Origin of the sequence: Vibrio crassostreae (genome assembly GCF_024347415.1) — a bacterium.
GTDB classification, from domain to species: Bacteria; Pseudomonadota; Gammaproteobacteria; order Enterobacterales; family Vibrionaceae; genus Vibrio; species Vibrio crassostreae.
The window spans coordinates 49858-72831 of the sequence record NZ_AP025476.1 but is presented as its reverse complement, the minus strand read 5'-3'; the positions used below and the strand labels follow the sequence as shown (position 1 = coordinate 72831).

General features: G+C 44.4%; 16 protein-coding genes and 5 tRNA genes. 9 read left to right on the top strand and 12 right to left on the bottom strand.

The features are described 5' to 3' along the window. The first annotated feature begins 22 nt into the window (after positions 1–22). The 4 genes from OC193_RS00355 to OC193_RS00340 all read left to right on the top strand — a co-directional run bounded on the left by OC193_RS00355 (position 23) and on the right by OC193_RS00340 (position 5244). Positions 23–1339: a serine/threonine-protein kinase gene (locus tag OC193_RS00355; RefSeq protein WP_048665056.1), complete on the top strand. Its 1317-nt coding sequence runs from the start codon at positions 23–25 to the stop codon at positions 1337–1339. 2 nt (positions 1340–1341) lie between these two features. Next, positions 1342–1935: an ECF-type sigma factor gene (locus OC193_RS00350; RefSeq protein ID WP_048665055.1), complete on the top strand. Its 594-nt coding sequence runs from the start codon at positions 1342–1344 to the stop codon at positions 1933–1935. Between the two features lie 120 nt (positions 1936–2055). Then, entirely contained in the window at positions 2056–4851 is a 2796-nt protein-coding gene (locus tag OC193_RS00345; protein ID WP_048666235.1) for a hypothetical protein, read from the top strand. 141 nt (positions 4852–4992) lie between these two features. Then, positions 4993–5244: a DUF6482 family protein gene (locus OC193_RS00340; protein ID WP_048661264.1), complete on the top strand. Its 252-nt coding sequence runs from the start codon at positions 4993–4995 to the stop codon at positions 5242–5244. Between the two features lie 92 nt (positions 5245–5336). Here the strand turns inward: OC193_RS00340 and OC193_RS00335 are convergent, their stop codons facing one another. After that, positions 5337–6578: an NADH:ubiquinone reductase (Na(+)-transporting) subunit B gene (locus OC193_RS00335; RefSeq protein WP_048665053.1), complete on the bottom strand. Its 1242-nt coding sequence runs from the start codon at positions 6576–6578 to the stop codon at positions 5337–5339. 48 nt (positions 6579–6626) lie between these two features. On the opposite strand from OC193_RS00335, the gene OC193_RS00330 reads away from it, so the two are divergent. Continuing rightward, entirely contained in the window at positions 6627–6767 is a 141-nt protein-coding gene (locus OC193_RS00330; RefSeq protein WP_165922807.1) for a hypothetical protein, read from the top strand. A gap of 9 nt (positions 6768–6776) precedes the next feature. On the opposite strand, the gene OC193_RS00325 is transcribed toward OC193_RS00330, so the two are convergent. The 10 genes from OC193_RS00325 to OC193_RS00280 form a co-directional block, all read right to left on the bottom strand. Continuing rightward, positions 6777–7745 carry an SPOR domain-containing protein gene (locus OC193_RS00325; protein WP_048661262.1) on the bottom strand — a complete coding sequence of 323 codons (969 nt, stop codon included), beginning with the start codon at positions 7743–7745 and terminating at the stop codon, positions 6777–6779. 187 nt (positions 7746–7932) lie between these two features. Further along, positions 7933–8871 (bottom strand): ABC transporter permease, encoded by a 939-nt coding sequence (locus OC193_RS00320; RefSeq protein WP_017060135.1) that lies wholly within the window; start codon positions 8869–8871, stop codon positions 7933–7935. Between the two features lie 2 nt (positions 8872–8873). Further along, positions 8874–9851 carry an ABC transporter permease gene (locus OC193_RS00315; RefSeq protein WP_008218600.1) on the bottom strand — a complete coding sequence of 326 codons (978 nt, stop codon included), beginning with the start codon at positions 9849–9851 and terminating at the stop codon, positions 8874–8876. Between the two features lie 178 nt (positions 9852–10029). After that, positions 10030–11583 carry an ABC transporter substrate-binding protein gene (locus tag OC193_RS00310; protein WP_048661261.1) on the bottom strand — a complete coding sequence of 518 codons (1554 nt, stop codon included), beginning with the start codon at positions 11581–11583 and terminating at the stop codon, positions 10030–10032. A 94-nt stretch (positions 11584–11677) separates the two neighbouring features. Beyond that, positions 11678–13405: a dipeptide ABC transporter ATP-binding protein gene (locus OC193_RS00305; RefSeq protein WP_019826573.1), complete on the bottom strand. Its 1728-nt coding sequence runs from the start codon at positions 13403–13405 to the stop codon at positions 11678–11680. 1057 nt (positions 13406–14462) lie between these two features. Then, positions 14463–14539: transfer RNA gene (locus tag OC193_RS00300), tRNA-Pro, on the bottom strand. Between the two features lie 55 nt (positions 14540–14594). Beyond that, positions 14595–14670, bottom strand: a tRNA-His gene (locus tag OC193_RS00295). Positions 14671–14714: 44 nt separating this feature from the next. After that, positions 14715–14791: transfer RNA gene (locus OC193_RS00290), tRNA-Pro, on the bottom strand. Between the two features lie 76 nt (positions 14792–14867). Next, positions 14868–14943 (bottom strand) — tRNA-His (locus tag OC193_RS00285). Positions 14944–14992: 49 nt separating this feature from the next. Next, positions 14993–15069: transfer RNA gene (locus OC193_RS00280), tRNA-Arg, on the bottom strand. A gap of 298 nt (positions 15070–15367) precedes the next feature. Between OC193_RS00280 and OC193_RS00275 the strand changes: the two genes are divergently transcribed. Next, entirely contained in the window at positions 15368–15781 is a 414-nt protein-coding gene (locus OC193_RS00275; protein ID WP_017069626.1) for a c-type cytochrome, read from the top strand. A gap of 97 nt (positions 15782–15878) precedes the next feature. On the opposite strand, the gene rep is transcribed toward OC193_RS00275, so the two are convergent. After that, a complete protein-coding gene (rep, locus tag OC193_RS00270; RefSeq protein WP_048665052.1) occupies positions 15879–17897 on the bottom strand; it encodes a DNA helicase Rep in 2019 nt (672 codons plus the stop codon). A gap of 180 nt (positions 17898–18077) precedes the next feature. Here rep and OC193_RS00265 point away from each other — a divergent pair, with 180 nt between their 5' ends. Genes OC193_RS00265 through OC193_RS00255 form a run of 3 tightly spaced genes read left to right on the top strand, consistent with a single transcriptional unit; the run spans position 18078 to position 22918 of the window. Next, positions 18078–18659: a TetR/AcrR family transcriptional regulator gene (locus tag OC193_RS00265; protein WP_017629442.1), complete on the top strand. Its 582-nt coding sequence runs from the start codon at positions 18078–18080 to the stop codon at positions 18657–18659. An 18-nt stretch (positions 18660–18677) separates the two neighbouring features. Next, positions 18678–19784: an efflux RND transporter periplasmic adaptor subunit gene (locus tag OC193_RS00260; protein ID WP_048661259.1), complete on the top strand. Its 1107-nt coding sequence runs from the start codon at positions 18678–18680 to the stop codon at positions 19782–19784. Positions 19785–19795: 11 nt separating this feature from the next. Further along, positions 19796–22918, top strand: coding sequence for a multidrug efflux RND transporter permease subunit (locus OC193_RS00255; protein ID WP_048661258.1), 3123 nt, complete (start codon positions 19796–19798; stop codon positions 22916–22918). The last annotated feature ends 56 nt before the right edge of the window (positions 22919–22974 follow it).

Genomic DNA, 22974 nt, shown 5'->3' with positions numbered 1-22974 from the left:
AATAATTCTTGAACGAGCGACAATGTCAGTAGCCAACACCCGTATAACCGATCTTTTTTATCAATTATTGGATCTATCAGAGGCAGAAAAAACAAAATACCTAAAAGAATTAAAATCACACCAAGTCGAACTGTATAACAAGATTTATCCCCTTCTCTACACATCAGATCTAGAGCCTCTTACACACATATTTGGCGTAAGCGCTCTTCAAGCTACCGACAAAAAAGCTAACTTCTCTGATACATTCATTGATAAATACCACCTATCTTACGAAATAGGTCGTGGCGGTATTGGTGTTGTCTATGCTGCTACCCGAGTGGATAAGACATTCCATCAAGATCTTGCCATAAAACTCATTCAACCCGCTTTATCCCACCTCATAGATAAAGAGTATCTGTTTCAAGAAGCACAAGCACTTGCGACGTTGAATCACCCATATATAACCAAGGTGATCGATGGAGGGACACATGAAGGGTCTGTCTACATCGTTATGGAACATATTAAAGGTTGCACATTGAACGAGTACCTTGCGACCTACACCCTGAGCTACCCCAAAAAGCTCAATCTATTTTTAAAGATATGCTCTGCTATATCACACGCACACAAACACCAAGTGCTGCATACCGACTTGAAGCCAGAAAATATATTAATCGATTGTGAGGGGAGCCCAAAGATACTCGACTTTAATTTAATGAGAGGAATCAGTGACCAGTTATCAGCTCACCCACTTACTATCAATGCCTACAGTCATGACTACGCTAGTCCAGAGCAAATCAGCGGAAGCCCCCCCACAGTCCGATGCGATATTTACGCTCTAGGAAAGGTCTTAAGCTTCATGTTTCCTAAACTACAGATAAGTCAGGGGGACCTAAACTGCATAATTCAAAAAGCGACACGAAGCCACGCCTTACTGCGCTATTCGAGCACCAATGAACTCTATAACGACATTACGCAGCTGATCGCTTGTCGTCCAATCTCCGCATATCAAAACCAACCATTTTATTCCGTTCTAAAGCTATGCCAACGCCGTCCAATTCAATGTGCTTTATCTACTATGCTCATTTGGTGTGGTGTAGGTTTCTACACACCTTTGATCAAAAAAAACCAACAACTTCAAATAGAAAAGCGCGCATCAGAAAGAGTCACAAAGCAATTTGTCCGAACGCTTTCTCAGATAAAAGAGAGCCCTAAGTCGAAAGCATCGATCAATACAGTACTAAAACATACCCATAAAGCGGTTTTAGGCGATCCTGGTATACCAACAAAAACAAAGATGAAACTGTTACGAATAATTGCCCCACAAACAACTAGGACAGAATCAACAAAAGGAAACTGCTAACCATGAGTAACCAACTTACTGATATAGAGTCGATCATGAGAGATTGGAAAGCGGGGCACAAATGGGCAGAACAGAAACTCTATCGTTTCGCTTACGCCCACCTCTACGCTCTCGCTCAAAAAGAGAGAAAAAGGAGCACGACCAAGCATGAGCAAAGTTGTTGGGTGTCTTGGAATAGCATCAACAACACAACGGCGTTAGTTCACGATGCTTACCTAAAGCTCTCTTTTGCCGATACTCAATCAATAGAAGACACTCGTGATTTCCTGTTAATGGCAGCAAAAATCATGCGACAAATACTTATCGATAACGCTCGACGTCAACAGGCACAGAAACGCCAACTGCCCACAAAAGTCCCCCCTCAAGAAGACAGGCATTTCGAGCAGCTAATCATTATGGATAAGGTTGTTGACCACTTTACTTTGAATTACCCAAGGCAATCACAAGCATTCAAACTGAAATACCTTATGGGGCTTCAAACTCAAGAAATTAGCCAGCTTCTAACTTGTAGCGACAGCCTAATTGAAAAGGATTTAAAGTTTTCTCGCTGTTGGTTAACAAGAAAAATAAACACGCAGCACAACCCAATTTATTGAAAAATAATTTACGGTATTTCACTCAAATCTCGTGTCTTGTGAAATCCACTCTAGAAAGGTAAAAACGCCGCAGATCTTAATTAACCTAAAAATAATTACTCTTCAGAGTAAGGATAGAAAATGAAAAAGGTAACGTTATTAGCGGCTGCAGTGGCACTAGGCTTAGCGGGTTGTGGGAGTGATAGCCCCCATACAAGCAATACCCCTGACAATGATGGAACTCCCCCTAGCGGCGGTTCAGGTGATAAATCGAGTAGCATTGTCGTAAAAGGTTTTGATGGCTACTTCCATAACGCCGTAGTGTTTGCTGATGTGGACGACAACGGGAAACTGAATCTAGATATCGATACTGTGTTCGGTCTAACAGATGAAACCGGTGAATTAACACTACCGAGAAATACAGAGGTCAAACACAGCCTAGGTTTACAAACACTCCGTCCTGGTGATGTAACCCCAGAGCTGGCTCAGAAACTGAGTACTCTTCCTGACAATACAAAATCACTGGATAAACTGTTAGACCTATATACAAGAGATATGGACCTTCCGGGCCAACCTATGTCCAACGCTGTCGTACTGTTCACACCAAAGGTTGATGACAGTGAAGGTGTCGTTATATCTCCAATTACCGATCTAGTCGCTATCGAGATGCGCAAAAATAACAGCACACTTGAAGCAGCTATGTCAGCAGTAAGTAGCAACCTTGGTGGAACAGAAGAAGCACCTATTGATCTTTTCTCTGACTTTGTAGAAGACTCTAAGAGCAATCTGCAAAGTGCTCGACTTCATAAAACTGCGCAGATCCTTACGGAGTCAAAAGCGAAAAACCCTTCAGAATACGAAAAACAAATTGAGGTAATCACGGACACAGCTACTGAAAAATCAGAAGAAATCGTTACAGAAGACAATATGGGCGATGAGAATTTGGTAAACGACAGGCCAGTCATTGATCCAACAGAGCCTGAGACCGCTATTCGCAACTTCAAGCTGTTAGTTAATCCATCAGCAGCATCAGCGATACAACAACAGATCCATACACTCAAAATTACCGAAACAGATACTGTTTTAGAAACGATTGAAGTACCAAACAATCTTTTTGAAGATAAGTATTCAGTAGACGGTGCTCTAACTCCGGTAAGGCCTAGCGTTAAAATTGATGGAGAAGGAGAGATCACTGCTGAGCTTGACGAAACTGGTACTACGTTAACACTATCAAGTTCAGGCTCATTGGAGAATCCGCAACGCAGTTACACAATTACGTTTGAAGCTGAAGACAAAGATACACAAGATGAAGATGCGAAAGTAACCAGTACACTGCTTACTACTTTTTCATTCAATGTTGATCTACTCAACACACCTCCAAGCGTTGTGGATGCGGAAGAAACACGAATCCAGACTGAAATTGTATCTACATGGAATCTAATCCAAGGTGCCCCGTTTACCGGAGAGATCCCAGTAGATACGTTGTTTGAAGATCGTGAAGATTCTCACCTAACATACACAACAAATATCGACAGTGCGGTTCCTGGTCTTAAATCTGAGTACGATTCAGTATCTGGCGTAATTCACATAACGGGTTACCCAACAAAGGTTAATAGCAACAATGTAAACTTCACCATTCATGCTGATGATGGTCACACTTCCACCTTCTTAGCGTCTGCACCAGCGAACTTTACCGCGCCTCCTGTTCAAGCTGGCAGCATCAGTATTAATGAAGAGTTAGAAGCCGATTTACAAGCACAAATTACGACGCAATGGTCGCTGACTGTTGGTAAAGACTTTGAAGAAGCTTTCAGCGTTGCAAATCTGTTTAGCTCAAAGGTTTCGGGCGATATTGAATACTACGCTCACTATGCGCCACATGATAATGAAGCGCCAAGCAACCCGATTCCGGGAGTCTCAGTAAGTGTTGATAGCTCGGGCTTAGTAACATTAAGTGGACGCCCAACATCAGAGACCAATAATATTGTTCTGTATATCGCACAGGGGATCAACTTTTCTGGTGGTGAGGAAAATGATATTGAATCAGAAATGGTAACGTTTAGATTGCCTAACGTTCAGCCAGGAGAAGTTACACCTCCAGCAACAACTATCGAAGACCAATATTTATATCAGTCAGAAGTAGAAAGCTATAGCGATCAAGGTACAGGTTTAGCTTGTGAAGTTCGTTATTTCGATTCAGCAACACAAACACTCTACGCATACAATCGAACTAAAGATAGTTTTGCTTCTTGTCCTGAAATTAATGTTTCGTCTTCTCCGGTTGATAACAATAATTTTGAGTCACTTGGTTCATACACTATCGATGAGAATGGAGGATATGTGCTTAATGTCGACGATGGTGATGAGTCATTCACCATTCGCTATAGCGCTCAAAAATACCAAGACTACTTCGTATTCCAAAATACTGAGACCTTCCATAACTCGGTAGACTACAAAGTACAAAGTATGACTTTTGAAGACATTTATCCTGCTTACACTGATCCAAAACAAGTGAGCACTTTAATCTCTCAACGAATCACAGATGGGGTTGTTGATGATCTTTGGGTTGAAGGCACTCTTCATTATATTGACCAAAATGGCAACATTAGTGATATGGATGTTGACGCTGCTATGAATGATGTAGATGACAATTGCACTGATGCTAACATGTGTGAGAGTGGTGTATCTGATGCAGACATTTACCTTAAAATGAGCTGTGAAGAAGTAAAAGCAAACTATACATTCAACGTGTACTCAATGTCAGGAACACCATTTTCCTGGGAAGTGCAGTACTTTGATTCTGCGGAAAATAACACTTGTAGTGTCGATTTTACTTCTACCACACCAATCACTGGCGGTATTAGAACTCTATATGGTGAAGTAAAAGAAGAGCAACGTGGTAAGTTCACTGACATTCTGTTTAGTTTTGCAAGATAAATAGAATACGTTGGAAACACAACTTAGCCAATACGAAAGCCTTGTCGTTCTCGACAAGGCTTTTTTATATGTAACATATGAACCTTCATCCGAAGCCCTGCGTAGAAAAGTCAAACTAACATAGAAAGAGCGGAGCTCATTATGAATCTACTAATTGAATCATTTGAAGGCGGGATCTACTTGGCTTACCAAGTTATTGGCGAGCAAAAGCAGTTAATCAAAGACGACCACCATCATCCTATGAAGTTTTTGAGTGTTAACCAAGCACGCGATCACTTTAGCGACCAAGGTGTAGCATCAGCTATGCTGGTTCATAACAGTGCTTACGACGAGATGTGCGGTGAACACTGTGGTAGTACACAACCTTTCGAGATTGATTTGAAATGGAGTTAAATCAACCTCAAATCAATCGCGATAAAAATTGAAAGGCTTGCATCAATGCAAGCCTTTCTTATGGGAGTCACTTTCCCTTTTAATCACTTAGATCAGCGCGATGTCCGTTTCAGTCTTCGTTTGATGTTCTGCTCTTTCACTACAAAGTCGAACAGCGGAGCGAACAAGTTGGCGAACAAGATAGCCAGCATGATACCCTCAGGGTAGGCTGGATTGAGCACTCTGATACCAACCGTCATCACACCAATCAAAATGCCATAGGCCCATTTACTCTGATTGGTAAACGCGGCAGATACAGGGTCTGTCGCCATGAAGAAGGTACCAAACGCTACACCACCCAACACAAAGTGCCAGTAGAACGGCATCGAAAACATCGAGTTGGTTTCTGACCCTATCCAATTCATCAAGCTAGATGTCACAACGAGACCGACAATCACACCGGCGACAATGCGCCAAGAAGCTATCTTCATCGCTATCAGAATCAACCCCGTCAGCATGATTAGTAGTGACGACACCTCACCCATCGAACCAGGAATATTACCAACAAAGGCATCCATCCAAGTGATCGCCTCGCCAGTCATGTTATTGATGAGTGACGTGCTGCCGCCTTCATACCATTGGCTCAGTGGGGTCGCTCCTGAATAGCCGTCAGCGGCAACCCATACCAACCCACCCGACATGTTGGCAGGATAAGCGAAGTAAAGGAATGCCCGACCTGCCAGCGCAGGATTAAGGAAGTTTCGCCCTGTACCACCGAACAGCTCTTTGGCGACAACGATACCAAAGGTGATACCTAATGCAGCTTGCCAAAGCGGGATGGTTGGCGGGAGGATGAGTGCAAACAGCACCGAGCTAACAAAGAAGCCTTCATTAACTTCGTGCTTGCGAACGACAGCAAACAGTACCTCCCAGAAGCCACCTACCACAAACACCGTGGCATAAACGGGTAGGAAATAGAGTGCACCAAGCAGCATCTGACTTGCCCAGCCACTTGCCATCAATGACTGCGCATCACCAAATGCCCACGACAGACGCCAGCTGCTTTCAATAACAGAAGCAAGTTCGTTAAGTTGATAGCTGGAGGTTAATGCGAGGATGCTTTGGTGCCCAACGTTATACATCCCCCAGAACATTGCCGGGAAGGTCGCCAACCACACCAGAATCATGATGCGCTTTAAGTCAATGCTGTCACGAACATGGGTTATGCCGCGGTTTACGTTGCCGGGTGTATAAAATATTGTCGCGAAAGCCTCATACACTGGGTAGAGCTTTTCGTACTTCCCTCCGGCTTCAAAGCGTGGAGCCACGTCTTCTAATCGTTTTTTTAAACTCATAATCTCAATCACCTTATTGCTTGAGTTATGGTTTTCTACGCATCAACCGTGCTATTTGAACAATTTTTAGCGATTTTTAATCAAATTCGTCTTGAAGAACGAGAGTCTATAAGTCAAACCTATGTTGAAAAAGAAGGGGGTATAAACAACAAAGCCCCAGCAATGGCTGAGGCTTATTTGGTTTGGTAACGGTCGTCGTTACTTAACGCACATCACATTAAGCAATGAAGAACCTTTCAATTGGTTGACGTTACCGTTGGTAAACAGACCTTTCTTATCTGCGCCCCAATAAGGTAGGTGCATTGGCCAGTTCTGTTTCTCCATTACCTTAGACCCTAAGATACTCTGCCATTGCTTTTCAGTCATCAGCTTCATGTTGACCTGCTTACACACTAACTCAGCACTGGCGTAATCTAGGCGACTCCAAGGCTTACCTTGCTCCATGTAGAACTGTTGTTGATGATCTAGAAGGTAAGGTATCGCATATTGGCTACCCGCTACGTCTGCTTTCACGCGAATCTCGATCTCTAGATCATTATCTGATCTCGCGTTACCACTTGGTAGCGTCTGAATAGCAGCAGCGCTCGTCACCACAGCCGCTTGCTTGGCAGCCACAGGTTTCGATACAGGTTTAGCTTCTACTTTTGGTTTTACAGGAGCCTTAGGCTTCACCGTTTTTGGTTCTGCCGTTTTTGCAACGATAGGTTGTGATGAAGTTTTCGACTTATCCACCATACGAATAAAGGCTTCACCGTAACCAGGAACCTTACGTACCTGAGCTAAGTCTTTTCTCGCATCAGAGAAGGTAGAGTAAGGGCCGATTAAGCAACGGTAATCACTTCCTTCAGGCTTCATCCAAACATTAGTCGAGATCTTTTCATAAAGAGGTTTTGCACGGCTCAGTGACAAAGGCTTGTTCAGCAAGCCACATTGAACCCAGAACAACTCGTTATCTGAATGACGTCTAGGTGCCTTACTGCCCCAAACACCTTTACCAATCGGACATGACTGCTCTAGCTGTGGTAATTGATTGGTGCTTGCCTGAGTGGCATCACATAGAACCGATTCTGCACTAACTTGGCTCGATACCAAAAGGGATGCAGCGATAAGCCCCATACGATAATTTCTCATCACAGCACGACATACAGCATTCATTGTCAATTTCATAACCACCACTTAAACCCTTACGGGTTAATTATTACCGAATCAATGTCGATAAAACATGAATTCCATTTTAAGTATTATTGACAGTATCAATGATACTAAGTTCCAGATCCATTAAGCAAAAAAAGAGCCGTAATTGCTTACGGCTCTTAGTTTAGTGACTTTTTTTTCTAAAAATCAAACCGCGCTATCACCCTTTATAAATTTTAGGGTTAAACACGTCACGTAACCAGTCGCCTAATAGGTTAATAACTAGAACTAATGTTACCAAAAGCACACCTGGGAATGCCGTGATCCACCATGCTCCTGAGAAAATGTAGTTAAAACCAGTACTGATCAGGGCACCGAGTGACGGTTGGTCTACCGGAAGACCTAAACCTAGGAAAGAAAGTGCCGCCTCTGACATGATGGCATTTGCCACCTGTACCGTTGAGATAACCAAAATTGGCGATAAACAGTTAGGCAGAATATGACGGAACATGATGCGAGGTGCTCTGAAGCCCATCACACGCGCCGCTTCTACGTACTCTTTCTTCTTCTCTGCCAATACCGACGCACGAATAGTACGAGCATACTGTGGCCATTCGGCAATACCGATGATCACCACCAGCATAACAACGGCATATTGCGCGTAGAAGTCACTACCGAAACTTGCCTTAAAGATAGCCGAGACAATGATCGCAACCATCATGGTTGAGAACGAAAGCTGAACATCGGCAAAACGCATCAGGAAGCTATCGATACGACCGCCGAAGTAACCCGCAGACAGACCAATGATGATACCTAGAGTCAGCTGAAGGCCAACCGCTAAGAAACCAATCGTCAATGAAAGACGAGAGCCGTAAAGCATGGTCGATAGGATGTCACGACCTTGCTCATCAGTGCCCAGTAAGAAACGTTCTTCGCCGTCTTCCATCCAAGATGGTGGCAACTCTGAATCCATGATGTCGATAGACGTCACGTCATACGGGTCTGTTGGCGCTAAAATCGGTGCCGCGAGTGCCATCACTAAGAAGGCTGCAAAGATGGCAAAGCTGACCATTGCCACTTTGTCGCGTAAGAAGTAGTACAGAATATCTGACTGCTTGAATCGCTCCCAACGAGATGGAGCTGTTGTTGTTTGTTCCATGATTATGCTCCTTTCCCTGTGATGTTCACTGTTGGGTTAATGATGCCGTATAGCAAGTCAACAATGGTGTTCGTTACTACGAAGATAAGACCTACGAAGATAACGTATGCGGTAATCAGTGGTGTATCCACTCGGTTAATCGCTTCAAGGAATAGGAAGCCGGTGCCTGGCCACTGGAATACAGTTTCAGTAAGAATGGTGTAAGCCACCATAGTACCGATTTGAACACCACCTACCGTTAATACTGGCAGCATTGTGTTTTTCAAAGCGTGTTGGTAGTAAATCTTGTTCAGCGCTAGGCCTTTTGCTTTACCAAACTTGATGTATTCAGAGCTAAGAACCTCTAGCATTTCAGAACGTACTAGACGAATGAATAGCGGCAGCATGATAGATGCTAGAGCAATACTCGGCAGCACTAAGTGCGCAAGGCCATCTATCGTTAAGAAGCCAGACTCCCAACCAAACCAGTTTGCGGTCTCACCACGTCCAAACGACGGCAGCCAGCCTAACTCAATAGAGAATACATACATCAACATGATTGCAGTTAAGAAAACAGGCACAGAAATGCCGATACTACTGCCCGCCATCACCAGTTTAGTGAAGAAGCTTTTTGGGTGTATTGCAGAATAAACGCCAAGTGGAATCGACAGACAAACAATGATCAGAGAAGCGCCGAACACAAGCTCAAGCGTCGCGACTAGTTTATCTAAGATTACGTCCACAGCTGGGCGTTTAAAGAAATATGAAGTACCAAGATCACCTTGTAGAGCTGCGCCCACAAAGCGAGTGTATTTTGTAATGAAGGGATCATTTAAGCCGAGTTCATCACGCAGCGCTTGACGCTCCGATTCTGAAACAGATTGACCGACTAACTCACGCAACGGGTCGCCCAGGTTATCCTGAATGGCAAACGCCACCAAACTGATCACAAACATCACTATCAGTGCCTGAAACAGGCGCTTGACCAGAAACGTAACCATTCCTTGCCCCTTATCTATCCATGACTATCTAGTCGAAATCCGCGACTAGATAACAAAATTCAGTCTTAAAAAAGGTATTTAGCCAGACTGAAGGAAGACCAAATACCGAAACTTAAATCTATTTCTTAATAATTTGAGAGCCTGAAAAGCTTCAGGCTCTCGATTCTAGCAAGCTAGATTATTTTACAACTAGGTCGCCGAAGTAAGGCATAACCATTGGGTTTACTACGTCTGCTGCACCTACGTTAGACTTCGCGCCCCACGCTTCACTTTGCCAGTGTAGCGGTACGAATGCTGCGTCGTTGTATAGAGTTGCTTCAACGCCTTTCAGCATTTTAGAACGCTTAACTGGGTCAGTTTCAGTGTTAGAAGCTTCTACAATCGCATCCATTTCTGGGTTTGAGTAACCAGAACAGTTGTATTGACCACGGCCAGTCTCTTCGTTACGAGTCATAGTTAGGAACTCGTTGAAGTTAGCTGAATCTTCAGTATCTGAGTGCCAGCCGATCATCATCATGTCTGCTGAACATAGGTCAAACTCAGGCCAGTACTGTGCTTTAGGCATAGTCTTAAGATCAACTTTGATACCAATCTTAGACAGCATTGCCGCAGACGCTTGCGCTACTTTCGCATCGTTCACGTAACGGTTGTTTGGTGCCATCATAGTTAGCGTAAAGCCATCTTCGTAGCCCGCTTCTTTCATCAGCTCTTTCGCTTTTTTCAGATCGTAACGAGGAACTAGGTCTTCGTTGTGACCCGCGTAGCCTGTTGGGCTTTGCTGACCAGCAGCTGTTGCGAAGCCTTTCATGATCTTCTTAACGATACCTTCGTTGTTGATTGCGTGAACAATCGCCTGACGAACGCGAACATCTTTAAGAGCTTCGTTGCTGTTTTGGTTCATTTGGAACGTGATGATACGAGTACCAGGTAGCGTTACTAGATCGATGTTCTTAGCGTTTTTAACACGCTTGTGATCGTTTGGTGCTACTGGGTGAATCATATCAACGTCGCCAGAAAGAAGTGCTGCAACACGTGTCGCGTCTTCTTTGATTGGCACAAGTGTTAGCTTGTCTACGTTACCTTCAGTTTCTGTATCCCAGTAATCGTTGAAACGTTCGAACGTTACTTTAACGCCTTGCTCACGCTGCGTTACGATGAAAGGACCAGTACCTGAAACGTTAGTCGAAGCAAACGAGTTACCGTGCTTAACTAGCTCAGACTTGTCTTTACCTTCCGCTGTTTGGCCAGAGTAGAACTTGCTGTCCATTGGGAAGATGTAAGTTGCTGTTTGTAGTACTAGTGGGTAAGCCGCTTTTGATACTAGCTCAACTGTGTAGTCATCCACTTTTACCATTTTTTCGTATGGCGTGAAGATAGACTTAAAGTCTGGAGAAGCTTGTAGACGTTCAAAAGTCCACACAACATCATCAGCAGTCAGTTCGTTACCAGAGTGGAATTTCACACCTTTACGTAGGTTGAAACGGAAAGTCGTTTCATCAACACGCTCCCAGCTAGATGCTAGGCGGCCTTCAAAATCCATCTCTTTTGTGAAACGTACTAGAGGGTCAAACACCATGTGAGACATTTGCAGTGTGCCACCAGACAGCTGCTCGTGCGGGTCAAGTGATACAGGGTCAGCTGCGTAGCCAACGGTAATATCTGCTGCTGCTGCACTAAAGCTTAGGCCAGCTGCCATTAAAGCTACTGCTAATTTGCTTTTCATGGTTTTCATTGCATAACTCCTTCATGCGGGAATCCAGATCCCTAGTTGTTGTATTTGCGTCTGTTTATTGTTTTTAGCAAGCTAAACTCCAGCCTGCTGATTTTTATACCGCGGCTTGTGCCACTGCTTTTTCTTCTCTTAAACCTGTAAATTCAGGCATTAAAGAAATTAGGTGTTTGCTGTACTCATGCTGAGGCGATTGGAATAGCTGCTCGGTTGGCGCGACTTCCAATAGTTCTCCCATTTGCATCACACCAACACGGTCACACATTTGGCGAATAACCGGTAAATCGTGACTGATGAACAGCATGGTTAGGTTTAGCTCATCTTGTAAGTCTTTTAGTAGGTTAAGGATCTGAGCCTGTACCGACACATCCAGTGCCGAGGTAGGTTCATCACAAATCAAAAGACGAGGGCGAGTTGCCAAAGCGCGAGCGATAGAAATACGCTGACGTTGGCCACCTGAGAATTCGTGTGGGTACTTAACCCCGGCCATTACGCCTAAACCAACGTGCTCTAGCAGGTCGTTCACGATCTGACGAGTTTCATTCTCGTTGCGCGTAAGTTTATGGAATCGGATAGGTTCAGCAATGATGTCGAATATCTTCATTCGAGGGTTCATTGATGTGTAAGGGTTTTGGAAAACCATCTGCATTTGACGACGCATAGGGCGACGTTCTTTTTCAGATTTAAGACCAGTAAGATCAACGCCTTCAAACGTTACCTTGCCTGAATTCGGTGCGTACAAGCCAGCAATCACACGAGCAATCGTTGATTTACCTGAACCTGATTCACCTACTAAGCCAAACGTCTCACCTTCATGCACTTCAAAGCTCACGTTGTTTGATGCTTGAACGTACTCACGACGACTCTCAAAGAAAGAATCTTTGGTGGTAAAGCGTAAGTGCACGTTTTCAACATTCAACAATGGGCCAGTGTAATCACGGTGATCTTGGCTTTGGCCTAACCAGTGGTTTTTCACATCTAGAGGCTCCATCTCGTGCGCTTCTTCGATGTAGCTCACAAGAGGGAAACGATCAAGTTTACGGTCTGAACGTGGAACCGCTGAGATAAGACTGTGTGTGTATGGGTGTTCAGGAGTACCAAGGACTTTCGCCGTCGGGCCAAACTCAACTAAGTCACCACGATACATAACGGCTACGCGGTCGGTAACGTTTGATACCACGCCCATGTCGTGCGTGACCAACATACAACCTACGTTTTTCTTAATACATAGATCGCGAATCAAACCTAAGATTTGATCTTGAATAGACACATCCAGTGCCGTCGTTGGTTCATCTGCGATGATAAGGTCAGGTTCACCAGCCAATGCGATCGCGATAACCACACGCTGACGCATACCGCCAGAGAACTGGTGTGGGTACTGCTTTAAACGGTTTTCAGGTTGTGGGATACCCACTTGGTTCATCAAGTCTAATGAACGCTGGTAGGCTTCTTGATCCGAAACCTTCATGTTGGCATGAATCGTCTCTTTTAACTGCTGTTCTACTGTGAATAGAGGGTTAAGAGACGTCATTGGATCTTGGAAGATAAAACCAATCTTTGAGCCGCGAACAGAACGCATCTGTTCAGGAGATAAGCCAGAGACTTTTTCGCCATCCAGAAATACCTCGCCGCTAGCAATGCGGCCGGGAGGGCTCAGCAAATCGATCACAGCATTACCTACTGTTGATTTACCTGCACCAGACTCGCCTACAACACCAACGATCTCACCACGTTCGATGTTGAACGAAAGCGATTTAACTGCGGCGTGAACTCCATGACGAGATGGGTATTCGATACGAAGATTTTTTACTTCTAAAAGTGACATTACCAGACCTCTACTGCTTTGGCAGCTTTCTGCCCTGTCTGCAAAATTGAATCCATTCTTACCAGAATATTGTTCTGATATTTTATACGGTTGACAATTTGGCAAATAATTCACAGAAAAGCAACAAAAATAGGATAAAAAGTCGACATTAAACGCTTAGCAAGCAAAAGTGCCACATAACTATTCACCCAGAGAGCATATAGTAAGAAAAATCAACATTATATTATCGGCAAGAAATACTCACAAACTCCTTACCACTGCTTACTTGTAGAGTTAAACCTGTGCTTCAAAGCAGATCTCACTACCACTCAATAAAAACAAATAATTATTCCAAAAAACAATTAACACTATAGAAACAAACGCTAACTTTGTTAATTTAAACAAATAAAACAACTATATACACTCCAAGTAACCATACATTTAACCGTTTGTATTTTTTTGATAAATACAAACCAGAGAAACGAAAGGCTTAATAAATCTGAGGAGTTTTGAACGACCAAATGCGTAGAAAGCTGTCAAATACATGGGTTAGTGAGCAGATTAAGGGCCAAATTCAACTTTTCACAAAAATCTCTAGACCAGACCTATTAATTTGTCGAATTATTGAGTGGTTATTTTATATAAAATTAGATATAGATCTTTCCGTTTGATAAATGAACTACCTCCATACAGACGTAATAATCGAGGAGATCGAAGGTGGGATTCTTGCTTCTAAAAGGAGTTTATTAAAGAGGAGCGAGTCGAACTGGACCAATTCAACACTGTGAGAAGCAATAATTGAAGAATACTGACACGACATATGCAACAAAGCCCATCATTTCTGATGATGCTTCTTAAGTGAGCGGTGAAGAGACATTCTTTGAACATCAGGCGAACCCATTTGGGTTCCTATCTAGTGATCTACAGATGAAAAAAAAGCTCATCATTTCTGATGAGCTTTCATAAAGGCGGTCAGTGAAGAGACATCCTTTGAACATCAGGCGAACCCCACTTGGGTTCCAACCTGTGATCTACAGATGAAAAAAAAGCTCATCATTTCTGATGAGCTTTCTTAAGGTGGTCGGTGAAGAGGGATTCGAACCCCCGACCCTCTGGTCCCAAACCAGATGCGCTACCAAGCTGCGCTATTCACCGAGACATTTCGTTTGATTTCTCAAACTGGGAACTTCAAAGAAGTTACCAAAATTAATGGGGTGGCTAACGAGATTCGAACTCGCGACCACCGGAATCACAATCCAGGGCTCTACCAACTGAGCTATAGCCACCACTAATTTTTTATATAACCGCTTAAAAGCGATTATTGAAATAGTGGTCGGTGAAGAGGGATTCGAACCCCCGACCCTCTGGTCCCAAACCAGATGCGCTACCAAGCTGCGCTATTCACCGACTAATTTTGTATCGATTCTTGGGATAGTGAATCAACACAGGAAGCCGAAGCTACCGATATTTTATAAAGAAAGAATGGGGTGGCTAACGAGATTCGAACTCGCGACCACCGGAATCACAATCCAGGGCTCTACCAACTGAGCTATAGCCACCATTATTTCTTTTGTGCCAATTTCTCACTTACCGAAGTAAGAGACCGGATGGCGCGCCTGAAAGGATTCGAACCTTCGGCCTTTGGCTCCGGAGGCCAACGCTCTATCCAGCTGAGCTACAGGCGCATGCCCTGTCGGCGGAGTGGAATAATACGTATATCACCCAATGCCGTCTAGTACTTTTTTAACTTTTTTTTCTGTTTGGTCTCTTTTTCGACAGTTAATATGTGATAAACCCCTTATTTGAGTACTACAACCCGCCACAGCTTATAAGTTGTTGTTTATTGCAACAACTTATCGGGATATAATCACCCATTATTTACATTGGTTTAACAGTTGCTCTTTGCTGGTTAAAGCCAAAACACCCTTCCAACACTATAAATTGGTAAGCATGTACTTACCTTGGGAATGTAAAGTGAGTTTAATGGATATGTCTCGTCGAATTTTAAGCGTTGTCATCGCAGTTTTAACCTTTTCAACTGGCGCAATGGCTGCAGGCCTTAGCGAAGCGGAGCAAGATGCAATTGCTGAACGCATCAAACCAGTTGGCCAAGTTTACCTAGTCGGCAGCGAGCCAGTAGCCGCAGAACCAACAGGCCCTCGTGATGGCGCAGCAGTTTACGGTACCTTTTGTATCGCTTGTCACGCATCTGGCGTAAGTGGCGCACCTAAAACAGGTGATGCTGGAGATTGGGGCCCTCGTATTGCTCAAGGTCGCGACATCCTAGCTGACCACGCAATCAACGGTTTCAATGCGATGCCAGCGAAAGGTTCATGTATGGACTGTTCAGACGATGAAATCAAAGATGCTATCGAGCACATGATTGCCGGTCTGTAATTTACCGATCTGTAATTAAAAATGCCAGATTCAAAAAAGGTGACCTCATGGTCACCTTTTTTATTGGCTTCTAATATAGTGCTATTAAAGCTGAGCTTTATTTCTTGTTGAACATCGCACGAATATTCGCAATGTGTGCCTGCCCTTTTTCCATTCTTTCTTCAGCGGATTGAGGCTTCTTAACGCTTTCCCACTCAACGTCCTCATGTGGCAACTCGTCTAGAAAGCGGCTTTGTGTTGGCTTAATCAATTCACCATATTGACGACGTTCACGACACTTAGTAAAGGTCAGCTCTTTCTGAGCTCGAGTAATCCCAACGTACATAAGACGACGTTCTTCTTCTACGTTGCCTTCATCGACACTGGTTTGGTGTGGCAAGATGCCCTCTTCTGCACCCATCAGAAATACATACGGGAACTCTAGGCCTTTCGATGCGTGCAATGTCATTAATTGAACTTGGTCTGCGTCGTCATCATCTTCACCACGCTCCATCATGTCACGCAGCGTTAAACGTTGAACCACCTCACGTAGGGTTTTCTCTTCTTTATCGTAGTTGTCACCCTCAAGATCGGCCACAATCCAACCATAGAGATCAGAGACGTTCTTCATTCGCATTTCAGCGGCTTTCGGGCTCGCTGAGGTTTCGTACAACCAATCTTCGTAGTTGATGTCACGAACCAAAGAGCGAACGGCTTCAACCGTATTACCACGCTCAGCATTATCTGAGATACGAACAATCCAGTCACCGAAACGGCGCAGGTTTTCTAGACCACGTCCCGTCAGGGTCTGCTCCAAGCCCATCTCAAAGCTGGCTTCAAACAGGCTCTTACCACGCATGTTGGCGTAGCTGCCTAACTTCTCAAGCGTCACCGGACCAATCTCACGACGCGGTGTGTTTACAATACGTAGGAAAGCGTTGTCATCATCAGGGTTCACCAACACACGTAGGTAAGCCATGATGTCTTTAATTTCTGCTCTAGCAAAGAAAGAAGTACCGCCAGAGATCTTGTAAGGCACACGGTTCTGCATCAAGGCTTTTTCAATCAAGCGAGATTGGTGGTTACCGCGGTAAAGCACTGCGTAATCTTTGTATTCTGTACGATTCAAAAACTTGTGTGCGATGATCTCACCGGTAATACGCTCGGCCTCATGCTCTTCATTCTTAGCATTCAGTACCTTGAGCTTTTCACCGTCTGGGATCTCTGAGAACAGTGACTTTTCATAAACGTGTGGGTTGTTGGCGATCAAGATGTTCGCCGCACGTAAGATTCGACTGGTTGAGCGATAGTTTTGCTCGAGTTTGATCAAGCGTAGGTTCGGGTAGTCCTCACCAAGCAGCACCAAGTTTTGCGGTTTTGCACCACGCCATGAATAGATAGATTGGTCATCGTCACCTACGACCGTCAAACGACCACGCTCTCCCACCAGTAAACGAACCAACTCATATTGGCTGGTATTGGTATCTTGGTATTCATCGACCAGTAAATAGCGGATACGCGACTGCCAGCGCTCACGCACCTCTTGATTAGTTTTCAGTAGTAATACCGGCATCGCAATCAAATCATCAAAATCGAGCGCGTTGTATGCCTTCATCTGTTTCTGGTACATCTCAAAACAGAATGCAAAAAGCTGTTCTTGTTCGCCTTGAGCTCGAGCCTTCGCCTGATCTGGCGTCAGCATGTCATTCTTCCAATTCGAAATCGCACTCATCAATGCACGCAATAAATCTTTATCGCCATCGATCTGTCTCTCTGTTAGCTCTTTTAACAGAGCTAACTGGTCTTGGTCATCAAACAGAGAGAAGCCAGCTTTTAAGCCCAGTGCTTTGTACTCGCGACGAATAATAGTTAGGCCCATGGTGTGAAACGTCGAAACAATCAGTCCTTTCGCTTCCCCTTTACCCAGAGTTTGTCCAACACGCTCTTTCATCTCACGTGCCGCTTTATTGGTAAAGGTTACCGCTGCAATATTACGCGCCTTATAGCCACACTCTTTAACCAAGTAAGCGATCTTATTCGTGATAACACGTGTTTTACCGGATCCAGCGCCCGCTAATACTAAGCAGGGGCCCGAAACATATTTCACGGCTTCATCTTGTCTTGGGTTCAGTTTCATTTGATTCTCAGTTTGGTCTAGAGGGGCGAATTCAATTGCGCGCCTATAATAATGCTGCAACAGCACGAATGCTACGTTCTCTTATACAAGATTTTTACGCTGAGTATGTAAAACTTTGTTGCACATGTGTGTGGTTATTAGGCTATAATGAATGAACGTTCATTCATTGGTGGTTGAAATATGACAACTCATGCACCTCGGGATAAACGCCAGCAAATACTTTCTGCAGCTGAAAAGCTAATTGCAGAGGTCGGTTTCCAAGGCCTTTCAATGCAAAAATTAGCCAAAGAAGCGGGAGTGGCTGCAGGCACTATCTATCGCTACTTCGATGATAAAGAGCACTTGATAGAAGATGTTCGAATGCTCGTGACTCAAAGAGTAGCTGATGCTGTTCAAGAAGGGGTTAATGATTCGGATCCAATTAAACAACGCTACCGTACTATGTGGTTGAACATATGGAACTTAGCAGGAACGAATTTAGCCGCAATAAAAAATCGAGTTCAGTATGACTCTCTACCCATCACAAATAGCCTAAACTTCAGGGAACTAGAACGTAAAATGTTTGCCCAAGTTGAGCTGCTATTTAATGAGGGTAAAGAACAAGGATTGTTTAAACCACTTAACAATGAAGTATTAGGTGGATTGAGCTTGGCGGCTAGTGTTTCTCTAGCACGCAAGCATTCTTTAGGATTTTACCAACTTGATGAGGCAGAACTAGAATCTGCAATCGAAGCCAGTTGGGACGCAATAATTAAACACTAGATCGGAGTTTTGACCATAATGAAAAAGTGGACTTTCTTCATGTTACTCATCGCTGTACTACTTTTCGGCAGCGTTATTGGGTTTAACATGTTCAAACAACAAAAAATTGCTGAGTATATGGCCAACCGCCCTGAACCAGAGTTTCCAGTAACGGTAACTGAAGTTCAGCCGATCGACTGGGTTCCAGTGATTGAAGCTATCGGCTTCATCGAACCTAACCAAGGTGTGACACTAGCGAACGAGACCAGCGGTGTTATTGACCAGATCTCTTTCGAGTCAGGTACTGATGTTAAGAGTGGTCAGCAACTGGTGCGTCTTGATTCTGACGTAGAGAAAGCAAACCTAAAGAGTTCTGAAGCTCGTTTGCCTGCTGCGAAAGCAAAATACAAGCGTTACCAAGGTCTATTCAAGAAAGGTTCTATCTCTAAAGAAGCGTACGATGAAGCAGAAGCGAACTACTTCTCTCTATCTGCTGACATTGAAAGCCTAAAAGCATCGATCGAGCGTCGTGAAATTCGCGCGCCATTCGACGGTACTGTTGGTATTCGTAACGTATACCTAGGCCAATACCTACAATCGGGTACAGATATCGTTCGTTTAGAAGATACCAGTGTGATGCGCCTGCGCTTCACAGTTTCTCAAACTGATATCTCTCGTATCAATGTTGGTCAGGCTATCGACATCTTTGTTGATGCTTACCCAGAGACACCGTTTGAAGGATCTATCAGTGCAATTGAACCAGCTGTAAGCATCCAAAGTGGTCTTATCCAAGTTCAAGCAGACATTCCAAACAATGATGGCAAGCTTCGTAGCGGTATGTTCGCTCGCGCTAACATCATTCTGCCTAAATTAGAGAACCAAGTAACTCTGCCTCAAACAGCGATTACTTTCACTCTATACGGTGACAATGTTTACATCCTGACTGAAGAAGACGGCGTTCAACGTGTTGCTCAACATGTTGTTAAAGTAGGTGAACGTACAGCTGATATTGCACACATCCTTGAAGGCGTTAAAGACGGCGATACGGTTGTAACTTCTGGCCAAGTACGTCTAAGTAACGGTGCCAAAGTTAAGGTTGTTGAAAGTGATGCAATCACTCCACCATCTGAAACACCTAAGCTGTAACTGGAGGCACAATGCGCTTTACTGATGTTTTTATTAAACGTCCAGTTCTAGCGGTATCCATCAGCTTTTTGATTGCGCTGCTTGGCTTACAAGCAATCTTCAAAATGCAGGTGCGTGAATACCCTGAAATGACGAATACCGTCGTAACCGTAACCACGAGTTACTACGGTGCAAGTGCCGATCTTATCCAAGGCTTTATCACCCAGCCCCTCGAACAGGCTGTGGCTCAAGCGGATAACATCGACTATATGACTTCTTCTTCTGTGCTCGGTAGTTCTACTATTACCGTGAACATGAAGTTGAACACCGACCCGAATGCGGCGCTGTCTGACATACTAGCCAAGACTAACTCGGTGCGTTCTCAGCTTCCTAAAGAAGCCGAAGATCCAACCGTAACCATGTCTACCGGTTCAACGACAGCTGTACTCTACATTGGTTTTACCAGTGATGAGTTGGTGTCGAGCCAAATTACCGACTACCTAGAGCGTGTAATCAACCCGCAACTATTCACGGTAAATGGTGTATCTAAAGTCGACCTTTATGGTGGTATGAAATACGCACTGCGCGTATGGCTAGATCCATCAAAAATGGCAGCTGTTAACCTAACTGCTACTGATGTTATGTCGGTATTGAATGCCAACAACTACCAGTCAGCGACAGGTCAAGCTACTGGCGAATTCGTTCTTTATAACGGCAGTGCCGATACACAAGTATCAAACACTGAAGAGTTAGAGAACTTAGTCGTTAGAAGTGGTGAAGGTGAGATTATCCGTCTGTCTGACATCGCTAAGGTTTCTCTAGAGAAAAGCCACGACGTTTATCGTGCAAGTGCGAACGGTCAGGAGGCGGTTGTTGCAGCAATTAATGCGGCACCAAGTGCGAACCCAATCAACATCGCTGCAGATGTACTTGAGCTTCTTCCTCAGCTAGAGAAGAACCTTCCAAGCAACATCTCAATGAACGTAATGTACGATTCAACCATTGCGATTAACGAGTCAATTCAAGAAGTTATCAAGACAATTCTTGAAGCGGCATTAATCGTATTGATCGTAATTACCTTGTTCTTAGGTTCATTCCGAGCGGTACTGATCCCTATCGTTACTATCCCACTGTCGTTGATTGGTGTAGCAATGGTAATGCAGGCAATGGGCTTCTCTTGGAACCTGATGACGCTACTGGCAATGGTACTCGCCATCGGTCTGGTGGTTGATGATGCGATCGTAGTACTTGAGAACGTCGACAGGCATATCAAGCTCGGGGAGTCCCCTTTCCGCGCTGCGATCATCGGTACTCGTGAAATTGCGGTCCCTGTTATCGCAATGACACTCACGCTAGGTGCGGTATACGCTCCAATCGCGATGATGGGCGGTATCACGGGCTCGCTATTTAAAGAGTTCGCATTAACCCTAGCCGGTTCTGTATTTGTATCGGGTATCGTGGCACTTACGCTGTCGCCAATGATGTGTTCAAAAATGCTAAAAGCTCACGCTGAGCCGAGCAAATTTGAGCAGAAAGTTCATAGCGTTTTGGATGGCATGACTAACCGTTACGAGCGTATGCTTGGCGCGGTTATGAACCACCGCCCAGTATTCATTGGTTTTGCGATCATCGTATTTGCAAGCTTGCCGATGCTGTTTAAGTTCATCCCTAGTGAATTAGCACCTTCAGAAGATAAAGGTGTAATCATGCTGATGGGTACGGCACCATCTAATGCGAACTTAGACTTCATGCAAAATACCATGAACGACGTAAACAAGATTCTGTCTGATCAGCCAGAAGTAGCTTACGCGCAGGTGTTCACAGGTGTTCCTAATGCAAACCAAGCGTTTGGTATTGCATCTATGGTTCCTTGGAGTGAGCGTGAAGCAAGCCAATCTGAGGTAGCAAACCGGGTTGGTGGTTTGGTGAAAGATGTACCTGGAATGGCAGTAACAGCCTTCCAAATGCCAGAGCTTCCAGGTGCGGGTTCAGGTCTTCCAATTCAGTTTGTTATTACAACGCCAAACAGTTTTGAGAGCTTGTTCCAAATCACCACTGACATCTTGACTGATGTAGCGACAAATCCACTATTCGTATACTCGGATCTCGATCTAAACTACGACTCAGCAACGATGAAAGTACACATCGACAAGGATAAAGCGGGCGCATACGGCGTAACCATGCAAGATATCGGTATCACGCTAGGTACCATGATGTCAGATGGCTACGTAAACCGTATCGACTTGAATGGTCGTTCTTACGAGGTTATCCCTCAGGTTGAACGTAAATTCCGTTTGAACCCAGAATCGATGAATAACTACTACGTACGTGCTGCGGACGGTAATGCTGTACCACTAGGCAGTTTGATTACGATTGATGTTGTGGCAGAGCCTCGCTCTCTTCCTCACTTCAACCAATTGAACTCAGCTACGATTGGTGCAGTACCTGCTCCAGGCGCTGCAATGGGTGATGCAATTGCATGGTTTGAAGACACGGCGGCGAATAAGCTTCCAAGTGGCTACAACCACGATTACATGGGTGAAGCACGTCAATACGTAACTGAAGGTAGCGCACTTTACGCGACCTTTGGTCTAGCACTGGCTATCATCTTCTTGGTACTAGCGATTCAATTCGAATCTCTGAAAGATCCATTGGTTATCATGGTATCTGTTCCACTGGCGATCTGTGGTGCCCTAATCGCTCTGGCTTGGGGTGCGGCAACGATGAATATCTACTCGCAAGTGGGTTTGATCACCTTAGTCGGCCTAATTACCAAGCACGGTATCTTGATCTGTGAAGTTGCAAAAGAAGAACAGTTGCATCATCACAAGACTCGTATCGAAGCGGTAATGGAAGCTGCGAAGGTTCGTCTTCGTCCAATCCTGATGACAACAGCTGCGATGATCGCGGGTCTAATCCCACTGATGTACGCAAGTGGTGCGGGTGCAGCTCAGCGCTTTAGTATTGGTATCGTAATCGTTGCTGGTCTAGCGATTGGTACTATCTTCACGCTATTTGTACTGCCAGTGATTTACAGCTACTTGGCTGAAAAACACAAACCTCTACCTGTATTTGTAGAAGACAAAGACCTAGAAAAGCTAGCTCGCGTCGATGAAGCAAAAGCAGCACACAGAGAATTAGCTGATAATAAGTAATCGCTAAGTCGTATTAACAATAAAAAGGCTACTTCGGTGGCCTTTTTTTATACGCC

Bases quoted from the DNA above. Each gene is read 5' to 3' on its own strand.
- OC193_RS00355 (WP_048665056.1), top strand. From the start codon at position 23: ATGTCAGTAGCCAACACCCGTATAACCGATCTTTTTTATCAATTATTG.
- OC193_RS00350 (WP_048665055.1), top strand. From the start codon at position 1,342: ATGAGTAACCAACTTACTGATATAGAGTCGATCATGAGAGATTGGAAA.
- OC193_RS00345 (WP_048666235.1), top strand. From the start codon at position 2,056: ATGAAAAAGGTAACGTTATTAGCGGCTGCAGTGGCACTAGGCTTAGCG.
- OC193_RS00340 (WP_048661264.1), top strand. From the start codon at position 4,993: ATGAATCTACTAATTGAATCATTTGAAGGCGGGATCTACTTGGCTTAC.
- OC193_RS00335 (WP_048665053.1), bottom strand. From the start codon at position 6,578: ATGAGTTTAAAAAAACGATTAGAAGACGTGGCTCCACGCTTTGAAGCC.
- OC193_RS00325 (WP_048661262.1), bottom strand. From the start codon at position 7,745: ATGAAATTGACAATGAATGCTGTATGTCGTGCTGTGATGAGAAATTAT.
- OC193_RS00320 (WP_017060135.1), bottom strand. From the start codon at position 8,871: ATGGAACAAACAACAACAGCTCCATCTCGTTGGGAGCGATTCAAGCAG.
- OC193_RS00315 (WP_008218600.1), bottom strand. From the start codon at position 9,851: ATGGTTACGTTTCTGGTCAAGCGCCTGTTTCAGGCACTGATAGTGATG.
- OC193_RS00310 (WP_048661261.1), bottom strand. From the start codon at position 11,583: ATGAAAACCATGAAAAGCAAATTAGCAGTAGCTTTAATGGCAGCTGGC.
- OC193_RS00305 (WP_019826573.1), bottom strand. From the start codon at position 13,405: ATGTCACTTTTAGAAGTAAAAAATCTTCGTATCGAATACCCATCTCGT.
- OC193_RS00275 (WP_017069626.1), top strand. From the start codon at position 15,368: ATGGATATGTCTCGTCGAATTTTAAGCGTTGTCATCGCAGTTTTAACC.
- rep (WP_048665052.1), bottom strand. From the start codon at position 17,897: ATGAAACTGAACCCAAGACAAGATGAAGCCGTGAAATATGTTTCGGGC.
- OC193_RS00265 (WP_017629442.1), top strand. From the start codon at position 18,078: ATGACAACTCATGCACCTCGGGATAAACGCCAGCAAATACTTTCTGCA.
- OC193_RS00260 (WP_048661259.1), top strand. From the start codon at position 18,678: ATGAAAAAGTGGACTTTCTTCATGTTACTCATCGCTGTACTACTTTTC.
- OC193_RS00255 (WP_048661258.1), top strand. From the start codon at position 19,796: ATGCGCTTTACTGATGTTTTTATTAAACGTCCAGTTCTAGCGGTATCC.